The sequence below is a fragment of the Allobosea psychrotolerans genome, from assembly GCF_002917105.1.
GTDB classification, from domain to species: domain Bacteria; phylum Pseudomonadota; class Alphaproteobacteria; order Rhizobiales; family Beijerinckiaceae; genus Allobosea; species Allobosea psychrotolerans.
On the sequence record NZ_PQFZ01000006.1, the window covers coordinates 181,106 to 192,757 of the forward strand.

Here is an 11,652-nt window from a genome sequence, read left to right on the forward strand (position 1 = left end):
GCCAAGCGGAGGCAAAGACCATGGTCACGCGCATCGCGACTTTCGCCTTGAACGACAGGATGCTTGCCGCCTCGCTGCGCACCCAGGCGAAGATGGGCGAAGTCCAGGTGCAGGAAGCCTCGGGCTCGGTATCGACGGATTATGGCGGCCTCGGCGGCTCGGCGAAAACCCTCGTCAGCCTCGAGGTCTCGCTCGCCCGTTCCAAGGCCTATGCCAACGCCGCCGACGAAGCCGGCAGCCGCATCGACGTCATGTACGATGCCCTCACTTCGATGACCGACATGTTGTCGAGCTTCAGGGCGAGCCTGTCCGGCGCCATCAGCGCCAGCACGACCGACGCCTCGGACACCACCTTGATCAGCACGGCACAGAACTATCTCACGGAGTTCGCTTCGCTGCTCAATACGCAGTTCGAGGGTCGCTATCTGTTTGCCGGCAGCGACACCACGCAGCCGGCGGTCGATCTCACCAACTACGCCGCCACCGACGTCGATACCGCCGACACCTCCTATTACCAGGGCAATGCGACGACGGCCTCCGTGCGGGTCTCCTCCGAGCGCACGGTGAACTATGGCGTGACCGGCGACGATACCGCCTTCGAACAGGCGTTGCGTGCCCTCAGCGCCGTAGCGAACGCCACGACGACGCCGGATTCCGACACATTGCAGGCCATATCGGACCTCGTCGTCTCCGCGGTCGATGCGGTCTCGGCCGTGCAGGGGCGCCTCTCGGTCAATGCCGCAACGCTCGAACGCGCTTCGGCGACGCAGGCCGATTACCAGGACTTCACCTCCGGGCTGATCAGCGACGTAAGGGATGTCGACATCACCGCCGTCGCCGCCCAGCTCTCGTCCTACGAGACCCAGCTGCAGGCATCCTATGCGGCCTTGGCCAAGATCCAGTCGCTCAACCTGCTCGATTATCTGAAGTGAACGACGGGCCGAGGCCGGGCTCGCCGAGCCGCCACCCGGGCGCTCCAGGCATTCCCGGCGATGCAAGGCCTTGAGCCGCCATCGGATCGCGATCGAGCCGGCACTCCCGGATCAGGTTCTTCACCTTCGCACGGCATCGCTAGAAGGTAAAAACATGATCGATCTTAAAGGCTTGGAGCACCGCTTCTGTGAAGGACCGGCGCCCGCCTTTTCGCGCAATGCACGGGTCTCTCCACTTGCTCTTCACTCTCGCTTCGGGCAGGTTTCGCAGTGTTGCTGCCGTAAGTTCCAAGCGAAAATTCAGCCCAGCCCGACTACGGAGATTGCGTCCCCAGACCTGGAATGCCGTGGCATTTTGAGAGTTCGTAACCCGACCGATGGACACGACACTTCAAAACGGCCTGATGGTTCTTGAAGCCTTGGCCAAGAGCGCTCGGCCGAGGAGCGTCGAAGATTTGGCGGCGCAGACGGAATTGAACGAAAGCAACGTTCAAAGCGCGCTCGAAGCCTTCGAATTTGCAGGATATCTCGCGCGCGAGCCGGCCACCGGCCGCTATGGGCTGTCCTTGAAGCTATGGGGATTGGGGGTCGGCCTGTTGTCCCGGCTCGACCTGAAGCGGGAGGCGCAGCGCCACCTCTCGGAGCTCGCCTTGCGGACGCGCGAAACCGTGCACCTCTCGGTCCTGACCGGAGCGGACGTGATCTATATCGACAAGATCGACAGTCCCGAGCTTCTCCACGCCAGTTCGGAGATCGGCGGCAAGGCCCCGGCCCATGCGGTTGCGATCGGGAAGGCGATTCTTGCGTTTCAGCCCGCTCATATCATCGAAGCGATCGGGCGGAATCTTGCCGTCTTTACGCCGAAGCCCGTCAACAGCCTCGAGGCTCTCCAGCACGAGCTGTCGACGATCCGCTCGCTGGGCTATGCCGTCAATCTCGGGGAATGGCGTGGCGCCGTCTATGGGCTGGCGGCACCGATCAGACGCGCCGATGGCGTGGTCGAGGCGGCTGTCGGAATCTCGGGGCCGTCCACCCGCCTGACCTCGGACATGATTGCTTTGGTTGCCGAGCAAGTCGTCGAGGCTGCAGACGACATATCGCGCGGGCTCGGCTATCGCGGAGGCTGGGGATAGCTGCTTTCCGTCTCCGATAGCCCCGTCAGCGCCCGGTTTTTCACGCCTCCTCCTGGCCGGGACTGCGTTTCCAGATCATCTCGCCTAGAGCAGGATGCGAGAAAATGGGCACCGGTTTTTCGCATTGATCCTGCTCTCACTCCTGGATGAGAGACGGATTCAGATTTCAGATGGGATCACTTGTTGATCCCCTCTGAAATCATCCGGCTCTGGGCCACCTCCATGCGCTTACACGCTTGACGGGGGCTTGCTGGTGCAAGCACAGGCTATCCAGTAACAAAAAAACGGGACGGGAAACGCATTGGCGACGGGACAGCCGGGAATGACGGACACGAAGGTCTTCAGGCGCCGAGTCTATCATATTGGTGGCTACGACCATGCGCGCCCGGAGATTGTGCATGGCCGCTTCGTCAGGGAGCTGCGGCGCTTCGAGCGGGTCTGGGCGGCGTCCGCCACAGCGTCCGAACCCAGCATCGCCGAGGATCTGGCGACCTGGCAGGTGCAGACGAGCGGCGCCAATTGGCAAAGCGAGACGGAATTCTGCCTGGTCCGCTGGGATGACGTGATCGCGACGACGGGCGCCGCCCCGATGTGGCGGCGCCTTCCCGGCGGGCTGTTGTCGTTTTTCGACTTCATCCTGGCCGGAGCCTTCTGGGGATATCTGCGCGCCAGCTGGCGCTATGCGATGTTCTTTCTCTATCCCTTCCTGATCCTGGCGGTCCTGACCTTGCTCGCCTTGGCTGGCGGACTGGCGCTGGCGCGCGCGACCGGCTCCGGCCTGACCGGAATCGGGGCCGGTATCGGCATGTTCCTGCTGCTGTTTCATGCGGCGCAGCGCTGGCTGTATCTCGGACTGCTCCTTGACGACTGGATCTTCTCGCGCCGCTACATCCGCCGTGGCGATGCCGTACTCGACGATCGCTTGCAGCGCGTGGCGGCCGACATCATCCGGGCGGCGCAGGATGACGCGGTCGATGAAATCCTCATCATCGGGCACAGCCTCGGAGCCGTGCTTGCCATCGATCTGATCGATCGCGCGATCACGGCTGGGTTGCTGCCGCGCGATGGCGGCCCCCGCATCACGTTTCTCTCCGCCGGCTCCTCGGTGCTCAAGATCGGGCTCCACCGCGGAGCAAGCCGGCTTCGCGCCGCCGTTGCGCGCTTGAGCGCCGTCCACAGACTGTTCTGGGCCGACTACCAGGCGCGCTCGGACGTGATGAACTTCTATCGCAGCGATCCGCTGCCCTTGATGGGCCTCGCCAAGACGGACTCGCCGCTCATCCGCAGCGTCAGCATCAGGCGCATGCTCGACCCGGCGCGCTACCCCCGCATTCGCAGGAACTGGTACCGGATGCATTGCCAGTTCGTCCGGGGCAACGACCGGCGCGCGCCATACGACTATTTCATGTTCACCTGCGGCCCGCTCGATGCGGAACGGCAAGCACGATCAAAGGACGGCGCCATGCACGCATTCGATACCGAGGGCAGAGTGCTCGACACAGCCTCATCGACTCGGGCTGGCGCAAATCCAGTAGAGGCCCCCCAGCAATGACCCTGACCATCGCGAAGGCGATCTACGTCCTGCTTGCCGTCGGCTGGTATGTCATCCGGATTCCGCATGAACGGCGCTCGCGGCGCACGCCGATCTCCCGCAGCGCCCGCGGAATGCGGGAGATCGTGTTGCTGACGATCTCGTTCACCGGGCTCGGGCTCCTGCCCTTCATTTATGTCGCAACCGGGTTTCCGCGCTTTGCGAATTATCAGTTCCAGCCGCTGCTGGCCTGGATCGGTGCCGCGATCGCGGTTGCGTCCCTGGTCCTGTTTCGTCTCACGCACCGCGCGCTCGGCCGCAACTGGTCGGTGTCGCTGGATCTGCGCGAGAGCCATCGCCTCGTCACCGAAGGCGTCTATCGCTATGTCCGGCATCCCATGTATTCGGCCTTCTGGCTCTGGGCGATCGCGCAGGCCTTGCTGCTGCCGAACCTCGTCGCCGGCCTGTCGGGCCTGGTCGGTTTCGGCATTCTGTATTCCTTTCGCGTTGCACAAGAGGAACGCCTGATGCTCGACGCCTTCGGAGCGGAATACGCCGACTACATGGCGCGCACGGGCCGCGTCATACCGAGGGTCAGCTAGGGAACATAAACGCTGTCACCACGTTTTGAAGCGTATGCAGCCATCGCTGCAGAGGTAGCCTGTTATAGGCTCATCGGAAACCATAAATCAGAGCACTTCAGTCTCATCCGGCTTAGGTGATTGAAAACGCAGGCGATATCTGGAATACTCTGCCCTGTGCCTCACGACCGTTGTTCGGCACGGGAAATGGGCATGGTGTTGCGCATCCGCACTAGTAGTCGAACTTCTACCATCCATAGTTAGACTGTTCTCAACGAGGGCGAATCAATGAAAAAGCTTCTGGTGTTGACCGTGTCTGTTGCGCTGATGGGCGTCGGAGGATGTGCATCCATAGGCAAGGGCAAAGGCAAAGCCCCCCCGCCATCTTCTGCGCCGATCGTGACGAAGGGCTAGCCCTAGCTAGATTGAAAACGGCCGGTCCAACCGGCCGTTTTCTTACTCTGGGTTAGAGATCGCTCCAGTCATTCGACGATACGGCGACAGCGATCGCTGTGCCGGTATACGTTCCTCGCGAAAGCAGGAGTTATGCGGTGTGGCTTGATCTGAACCGACAAACGCGCGCTTGGGCCTCTATAGCCTGCGCTGCGGGCATGTTCTGCGGCCTCGGGCCGACCCAGGCGCAGGATCGCTTTGCGCCCCCCGACGACAATCAGATGACCATCACGCAGGACGCTCCGGCCGTCCGCGGGACCCGGCATCGCGCCCCGCGACGGGAAGCGAGCCAGCGGACCGACCAATATTACGTGGAATTCCGGTCGCGCTACGCTCTCAGCTATGGCCACACCTTTCTCGTTTATGGCCGGCTGAACGCCAAGGGCGAGATCGGCCAGGTCACGGCCGATCAGGTCGCCGGGCTGCACCCGGCAGGCGAAGGACCGCAGCTTTGGTCCGTCGGGCATGTTCTGCCTGTTCCGGCCGAGACCGGCCCCAGCGATGGCGATCTCGAGGACGAATACATCTCGGCGCGCTTCAGGGTCCCCCTGAACGAGGCCCAGTACCGCCGCGTTGCGGCCTATATCAGGAACAAGCAGAAGACCTCTCCGGCCTGGCATGCGGTGCTCTATAACTGCAACAGGTGGGTCGGCGAGGTCGCGACATTCATGGGATTGCAGGCGCCCAGCAACACCCTGCTTTATCCGGCCGACTACATCGCCAGCCTGCGGTCGCTCAACAGAGGCAGGGTTACCGAGTCGGCCTTTTCGGCCCACCGCGTTCAATAAGCGGCAGCGTTTCCGGTCTTCCCGCGATAGAGCAAGGATCCAACTGGATCTTTGCTCTATGGTTTTGTTTTATCGCATTTTCTTCACGCGAACCGGTGTCCGCTTCGCTGGAAAACGCTCTGGCGATCAGCGCAGGACCAGAACCGGGGTTCCGACCGAGACGCGGTCGAACAGGTCGACGATATCGTCGTTGAACATCCGGAAGCAGCCATAGGACGCAAAGGTGCCGATCGAATCCGGCCGATTGGTGCCATGGATCGCATATTGGCCGCCCCCGGACAGCGTCAGCGCGCGTGCGCCCATCGGGTTTCGCGGCGAGCCCCCCGGGATGACGTCGGGCAGCTTCGGGTTGTCGCGCTTGATTTCGTCGGGCGGCGACCAGGCGGGCTCGACATGCTTGCCCTCGACCAGCACCTCGCCAAGCCATTGCTTGGAGGCCTTCCCGACCGCGACCTGGTAGCGGATGGCCGTGCCATCGCCCTGCACCAGATACAAACGCCGTTCCTTGGTCTTGATGACGATCGCGCCCGGTGCCGCCTCGCCCCTATAGGCAACGATTTCACGTGCGCCAGCCGGCATGGCAACCGCCAATGCGAGCAATACGATACCTGTCCGCAGCATCACGTCTGAGCCCCAGCCATTGTCGAGAGACAAGATTACCATAACTCAGTAACCCATGGATACCTAACCGGAAATTGGCCGCCCAAGCGACTGGCCAAGCCCTCCATCTCGGGATCGTGCAGCTAAAGGTCGGTGCTTTGCGGCAGGATCACGAGATCGCGGATCGTCACGTTGCGCGGCCGGCTGAGCATGAAGAAGACGGCTTCCGCCACCTCTTCGGCTTCGATCAGGCCGCCGGCAGCACGCTCGGCTTCGAGCTTTTCGCGCGGCCAGTCCGCGATCAGCGCCGTCACGACCGGGCCGGGCAGGACCGCGCCGACACGCAGGCCGTGCGGAATGACCTGACGGCGGACGGCATGAACGAAGGCCTGCACCGCGTGCTTGGAGGCGGTGTAGATCGGCTCCCACACCACCGGGACGATGCCGGCGACCGAACTCGTGACGAGGATATCGCCGGTCTTGCGCGCGATCATATGCGGCAGCACGGCGTGGATGCTGCGGAAGGTGGCGTTGACGTTGAGATTCAGCATCCGGTCCCAGGCATCGGGATCGCCGTCGCTGACCGGCCCGCCGACATAGGAGCCGGCATTGGCATGGAAGATGTCCAGCTGGCCGGTCCTGGCGAGAATCTGCGGCATCATGCCGGCGACCGAAGCGGCATCGGTCAGATCGACGACGAGTGGAATCGCCGCCGCGCCGAGAGGGCCGCATATGCGAGCCAGCGCTGCTTCGTCGCGATCGACCAGAACGACGCAGGCTCCGGCGGCGAGCAGGCGCTTTGCGCAGGCAAGCCCGATCCCCGAGGCGGCGCCCGTGATCGCGGCGGTTTTTCCGGCCATTTGCTGCGTCACGGCGTCGACTCCGGTGCTGTGTGGTCTTCGGTTGCCTGCATCAGGTCGCGCGCCACACGCGCGGCGTCCTGCAGATGATCGAAGGCGGCAAAGCGCCTGTCATGCAGCGCGGCGATAGCGCCCCCAGTTGGTGTGAAGGCGCTCGCAGCCGGGGCCATCGCGGTCATGGCCTGGGCGAGATCCGGGAAAGCGCCGGCCGCGGCCGCACCGAGCATCGCCGCGCCCAGCAGGACGGGGTCGACATCGTCGGGCACGAGCACGGGCAGACCGGCGCAGTCGGCCAGCATTTGCCGGATCAGCGGATGGCGGCCCGCGCCGCCGCTGAGCACGATCGCCTCGATCGCGGCGCCGCGCGCGCGGCTGGCTCTGAGAATCTGCCGCAGCCCGTAGCCGATACCTGTGAGCCCCGCGACATAGAGCGCGACGAGATGGTCGAGGTCGCGCTCCATGCCGAGACCGGCGATCAGGGCGCGCGCCTGCGGATCGGCATGGGGCGAGCGATTGCCGAGGACATCGGGCACGACGACGAGGCCATCAGCCAATCGCACCGCATCGGAGAGGTCCTCGCTGCGTCCAGCCGCGCGGTCTGCCAGCCAGCTCGGCAGCGAAAGACCCTCTTGCGCAGCCAGGCGCTGCGCCTCCGGCGTCGCCGGATGGAAGCCGATCAACTGCTCGATCGCCGCGCCGGCGGCGGATTGGCCGCCTTCGCTGAGCCAGAGTCCCGGCGCCATCGCCGCGAAATAAGGCCCCCAGACGCCCGGGATGAAGATCGGTTCGCGGCTGCTCGCCATGGTGCAGGCCGAGGTGCCGAAGACATAGGCCATGCGGGTCAGCGCCGTGCCGTGTTGGGAGCGGACGCCGACCGAGCCGAGACCGCCGGCATGCGCGTCGATCAGCCCGGCCGCGACGGCCGTGCCCGGCTTCAAACCGAGATCGGCCGCGGCCTGCACCGTCAGGCCCTGGCCGAGCGCCGTGCCGCCGGGAACGATCTCGCTGCCGATGCGCGCAAAACCCTGCTCGGCCAGATCGCCGAGCCCGATCTGGTGGAAGTAGCCGGCATCCCAGCGCGCCTCATGCGCCAGATAGGTCCATTTGCAGGTGACCGTGCAGACCGAGCGCGCCAGTGAGCCGCTCGCCCGCCAGGTCAGGAAGTCGGTCAGGTCGAAGAACTGCCAGGCCGCATCATAACTCTGCGGCAGATGCTGCTTGAGCCAGAGCAGCTTCGGCGTTTCCATCTCGGGCGAGATCGTGCCGCCGACATAGGCGAGCACGGGATGACCGGTGCGGTTGATGCGCTCGGTCTGCGCAAGCGCGCGGTGGTCCATCCAGACGATGATGTCGCGGCTCACATCGCCATGGGCGCCCACAGGCAGCGGCGCCCCGTTCTCGCCGAGCACGACCAGCGAGCATGTCGCATCGAAGCCGATGCCGGCGATGGCGTCGGGCGCGAGCTTCGCCTGCGCCATCGCCGCGCGCACGCTGGCGCAGACGGCGCGCCAGATATCCGCGCTCGATTGTTCCCAGATATCGGGCCCGTCCTGATAGAGCGCGATGTCGCGCTTGGCCGTCGCGAGCATGCGCCCGTTGCGGTCGAAGATCCCGGCCCGGGCACTACCGGTGCCGACGTCGATGCCAATGAAGTGGGTGCTCATGGATTGACGATCCCGTCAGCGGTGCAATGCGGGCCACTCGCGTTGGATGAAGCGTCATGCCGATGGAACCACGCCGTCATTCCGGGGCAGGCCGCAGGCCTGAGCCCGGAACCCAGAACCGATGCGGTAGCTCCAGGAGACGTGCCGCTCCCATGAGCTTGGGATGGCAAGGGCATCGGTTCTGGGTTCCGGGCTCTTCGCTGACGCGAAGCCCCGGAATGACGCTGAGGTTCCGCCGCCATCGGTACCTTCCCGATCATCAGGCCGCGGCCCGGTTCGGCGGTCCGGCGCGGCTGCCGTCGGGGTTGCGCAGGTAGACGCCATGGTCGAGCTGCTGGCGGCGCAGCTCTTCGATGTCGATATCGGCCGGTGAGCGGTTGCCGCGCACCGAAATCTTGGCGGCGCGCCCGGCGGCCTCGCCCATCGCCATGCAGGTCGCCATGACGCGGATCGCGCCCATCGCCTCATGCGTGGCCGAGATGCTGCGGCCGGCGACCAGGAGATTGCCGATCTTCTGGGGAACCAGCGACCGGTACGGGATATCGTAGCAATCGCCGCACCAGATCAGGGTGCAGCCGTCATCGGAAGGACGGTGGATGTCGATCGGATAGCTGGCGACAGCGATCGCATCGTCGAAATGCTTGCAGGCCAGCACATCCTCCTGCGTCATCACATACTGGCCGAGGATGCGGCGGGTCTCGCGGATGCCGAGGAAGGGCGCCGTCTTGGTGAAATAGGCCTTCTCGAAGCCCGGCACGTAATTGACGAGATAGGTCACGATGTCGTCGATCTGGGCGCGGCCCTCGATCTCGCCCTTGGTCAGGCTGCGGGCATTGGTGCCGTCGGTGCCCTTGACCCGGGTCATGTTGATCCAGACCTCGCCCTTCTTCAGGCCGGTGATGATGATCGTGCGCTCATTGGGAATCTCCAGGCCGCGCTCGGCCTTGGCCTTGGCGATGAGTTCGCGCATGCCGACGACGATGAACTGCCGGTTCTGGCCGAAATACTCGGCGGGAATGAAGTCGGTGAGATAGGTGCGCGCCTCCGGCGGCGCATTCGCGATGCTCATGCGCAGCGCGTCGGTGTCGACGCCGGCAAGGCAGAACATCAGCGTCGGCGGCTGCATGCCGCCATCGGCATTGCCCTTTTCTGTCGGCACGCCGGCGCTGTAGGCGACGTCCGCGTCGCCGCTGCAGTCGATCACGACCTTGGCGAGGATGGCGGTGCGGCCGGTCTTGCTCTCGGTGACGACGCCACGGATGATGTCGTTCTCGACCAGTGCGCCGGCAAAGAAGGTGTAGAACAGCACATCGACGCCGGCCTCGATCAGCATCTCCAGCGCCACGGTCTTGACCGCTTCGGGCTCGACCAGCGTGATGCCCATATGCAGCGGACAGGGCCGGTGCTCGCTCGCCCCATCGCGCTCCCGGCGCAGGCGTTCGATGAATTTCTGCGGCAGCCCGTCGATGATCTGGTTGCCCTTCTGGCCGAGGAAACCCAGTACCGGCAGGCCGATCGTCATATTGCCGCCGACGAAGCTGCGGCTCTCGATCAGCCCGACGCGCAGGCCGTCTTCGGCGGCGGCGAGCGCGGCGGTGAGGCCCGATGGCCCGCCGCCGACGACCAGCACGTCATATTCGGCCGAGACGGGGATGGAGCGCGCCGGCTCCTCGATGAAGCGAACCCCGGTCATGGACATGAGGCGATTTCCTTCCACTGGCATTAGGTCGATTGGCTGGTGAGTCGATTGATTGAACAGGGGCCGGCGCCGCAGCGCCGGCCGTTATCCGTCGGTCAGGCCGGCATCATCGGCTTGACGCGCTCGATGATGGCGGAGACCGCGTCCTTGACGGGCTTGCGCCCGAGAACGGCCAGCTGAACCTCCTCGAGGAAGGTCGCCTGGGCGCGCGCCGCCTCGGGAAATGGCGGGAAGGCGCCGCGCGCCGTCGCCAGGACCTTGGCCTCGACGGCGGCGAGCGCGTTCTTCGCCTTCAGCCCCGCATCGGCATAGGTCGAGACGCGCACCGGGCCATTGCCGTTGATCGCCATGCCCAGCGTCACGCGCTTGCTCGAAACCTCCTTGATGAAGCTCCAGGCCAGCGCCTTATCCCTAGCGTTCCGGGGGATCGCCATCGCCCAGGCCTCGACGACGGAGGCCATCGCCACCTTGCCCTTGATCGCGGCCGAACCGGGGAATTCGACCGCCTTGATCTTGCCCGGATACTTGCTCTGCTCCGGATTGTTGAGCTGCGCGCCACGGGCGAAGGGCAGGATGGTGAAGGCCGCCCGCCCTTGTTGCAGCCATGTGACCTGGTCGTCGTTCTTGGTCGTCGCATAGCTGCGCGGCAGGCTGCCGGCTTCGAACATGCCACGCAGCGCCGCGAGCCCGCTTTCCATCGCCTCGCGATTGGGGACGAGCTTGAAATCGGAGCTGACGAAATCCCCGCCATAGGCGCGCGCGAACATCACCGGGAAGACCGCCAGATCGCTCGCCAGCACCATGCCGGTGACCGGCGTGCCGGCCTTGGAGGTGAAGCTCGTCTTCTTGGCCTGCGCGATCAGCTCTTCCAACGTGGTCGGCGGCGCCGAGATGCCGGCCTCCTCCAGCAGCGCCTCATTGTAGAACAGGCCCTGCGTGGCATGGCGGACGGGAATGCCGATCAGCTTGCCATCGACCGTCATGCCCTGGACGAGTCCGGGCGCGATGTCTGCGAAGTCCTCGATGGGATCCTGCTTCTGATAGGGCTCCAGCGGCTCGAACAGCGCCGCGATCTGCGAGGTCGGACGGTTGTCGATGAGATAGCCAACGCCGTATTCGGTCTCCTTCAGGCTGGCCTCGCGGAAGAGCCGGTCCTGCAACGGGTTGGAATCGAAGGTCGTGAAGGCGATCTCCACGTCCTTGGCCTTGAGCCAGTCCTTCAGCAGGTCGCCGTCGCCGGAGCCCAGCACGGTCTGGTGGACCTTGTGGCTGAGCACGTTCAGCGTCTTGCCGGCGGCAAGCACCGGCCGCGCCGAGAACGCGGCTGCCGCGCCGATGGTGCCGGCGACGAAGGTTCTGCGGGTCAGTTTCGTTTCAGGCTTCTTCGACATTGTTTCCTCCCTTTTATGGT

The 11,652-nt window shown here is 64.7% G+C and carries 10 protein-coding genes; 5 read left to right on the top strand and 5 right to left on the bottom strand.

The window, feature by feature from the left end:
• Positions 1-20: 20 nt before the first annotated feature.
• The 5 genes from CYD53_RS12815 (at position 21) to CYD53_RS12840 (ending at position 5,418) form a co-directional block, all read left to right on the top strand.
• Complete coding sequence (locus CYD53_RS12815; RefSeq protein ID WP_103718478.1) at positions 21-932, top strand: flagellin; 912 nt, start codon at positions 21-23, stop codon at positions 930-932.
• A 377-nt stretch (positions 933-1,309) separates the two neighbouring features.
• Complete coding sequence (locus CYD53_RS12820; RefSeq protein WP_103718479.1) at positions 1,310-2,065, top strand: IclR family transcriptional regulator; 756 nt, start codon at positions 1,310-1,312, stop codon at positions 2,063-2,065.
• Between the two features lie 322 nt (positions 2,066-2,387).
• Entirely contained in the window at positions 2,388-3,617 is a 1,230-nt protein-coding gene (locus CYD53_RS12825; RefSeq protein ID WP_103718480.1) for a hypothetical protein, read from the top strand.
• Positions 3,614-4,198: a protein-S-isoprenylcysteine O-methyltransferase gene (locus CYD53_RS12830; protein WP_103718481.1), complete on the top strand. Its 585-nt coding sequence runs from the start codon at positions 3,614-3,616 to the stop codon at positions 4,196-4,198. The genes CYD53_RS12825 and CYD53_RS12830 overlap by 4 nt, the downstream gene beginning before the upstream one ends.
• A 653-nt stretch (positions 4,199-4,851) precedes the next feature.
• Positions 4,852-5,418: a hypothetical protein gene (locus CYD53_RS12840; RefSeq protein ID WP_146055909.1), complete on the top strand. Its 567-nt coding sequence runs from the start codon at positions 4,852-4,854 to the stop codon at positions 5,416-5,418.
• Between the two features lie 126 nt (positions 5,419-5,544).
• Here CYD53_RS12840 and CYD53_RS12845 read toward each other — a convergent pair whose 3' ends face one another.
• From CYD53_RS12845 to CYD53_RS12865, 5 genes are all read right to left on the bottom strand, one after another.
• Complete coding sequence (locus tag CYD53_RS12845) at positions 5,545-6,039, bottom strand: L,D-transpeptidase (RefSeq protein ID WP_181011857.1); 495 nt, start codon at positions 6,037-6,039, stop codon at positions 5,545-5,547.
• A 122-nt stretch (positions 6,040-6,161) separates the two neighbouring features.
• On the bottom strand, positions 6,162-6,878 hold the full coding sequence (locus tag CYD53_RS12850) for an SDR family oxidoreductase (RefSeq protein WP_425428295.1): 717 nt from the start codon (positions 6,876-6,878) through the stop codon (positions 6,162-6,164).
• Positions 6,879-6,886: 8 nt separating this feature from the next.
• Positions 6,887-8,542 carry an FGGY-family carbohydrate kinase gene (locus tag CYD53_RS12855; RefSeq protein ID WP_103718485.1) on the bottom strand — a complete coding sequence of 552 codons (1,656 nt, stop codon included), beginning with the start codon at positions 8,540-8,542 and terminating at the stop codon, positions 6,887-6,889.
• Between the two features lie 259 nt (positions 8,543-8,801).
• Complete coding sequence (locus CYD53_RS12860; protein WP_103718486.1) at positions 8,802-10,241, bottom strand: FAD-dependent oxidoreductase; 1,440 nt, start codon at positions 10,239-10,241, stop codon at positions 8,802-8,804.
• Between the two features lie 95 nt (positions 10,242-10,336).
• On the bottom strand, positions 10,337-11,632 hold the full coding sequence (locus CYD53_RS12865) for an ABC transporter substrate-binding protein (protein ID WP_103718487.1): 1,296 nt from the start codon (positions 11,630-11,632) through the stop codon (positions 10,337-10,339).
• Between the last annotated feature and the right edge of the window lie 20 nt (positions 11,633-11,652).

What these genes read in the sequence shown, in the direction of transcription:
- CYD53_RS12815 (WP_103718478.1), top strand. Translation starts at nt 21, where the DNA reads ATGGTCACGCGCATCGCGACTTTCGCCTTGAACGACAGGATGCTTGCC.
- CYD53_RS12865 (WP_103718487.1), bottom strand. Translation starts at nt 11,632, where the DNA reads ATGTCGAAGAAGCCTGAAACGAAACTGACCCGCAGAACCTTCGTCGCC.
- CYD53_RS12840 (WP_146055909.1), top strand. Translation starts at nt 4,852, where the DNA reads ATGACCATCACGCAGGACGCTCCGGCCGTCCGCGGGACCCGGCATCGC.
- CYD53_RS12860 (WP_103718486.1), bottom strand. Translation starts at nt 10,241, where the DNA reads ATGTCCATGACCGGGGTTCGCTTCATCGAGGAGCCGGCGCGCTCCATC.
- CYD53_RS12830 (WP_103718481.1), top strand. Translation starts at nt 3,614, where the DNA reads ATGACCCTGACCATCGCGAAGGCGATCTACGTCCTGCTTGCCGTCGGC.
- CYD53_RS12820 (WP_103718479.1), top strand. Translation starts at nt 1,310, where the DNA reads ATGGACACGACACTTCAAAACGGCCTGATGGTTCTTGAAGCCTTGGCC.
- CYD53_RS12855 (WP_103718485.1), bottom strand. Translation starts at nt 8,542, where the DNA reads ATGAGCACCCACTTCATTGGCATCGACGTCGGCACCGGTAGTGCCCGG.
- CYD53_RS12850 (WP_425428295.1), bottom strand. Translation starts at nt 6,878, where the DNA reads ATGGCCGGAAAAACCGCCGCGATCACGGGCGCCGCCTCGGGGATCGGG.
- CYD53_RS12845 (WP_181011857.1), bottom strand. Translation starts at nt 6,039, where the DNA reads ATGCTGCGGACAGGTATCGTATTGCTCGCATTGGCGGTTGCCATGCCG.
- CYD53_RS12825 (WP_103718480.1), top strand. Translation starts at nt 2,388, where the DNA reads ATGACGGACACGAAGGTCTTCAGGCGCCGAGTCTATCATATTGGTGGC.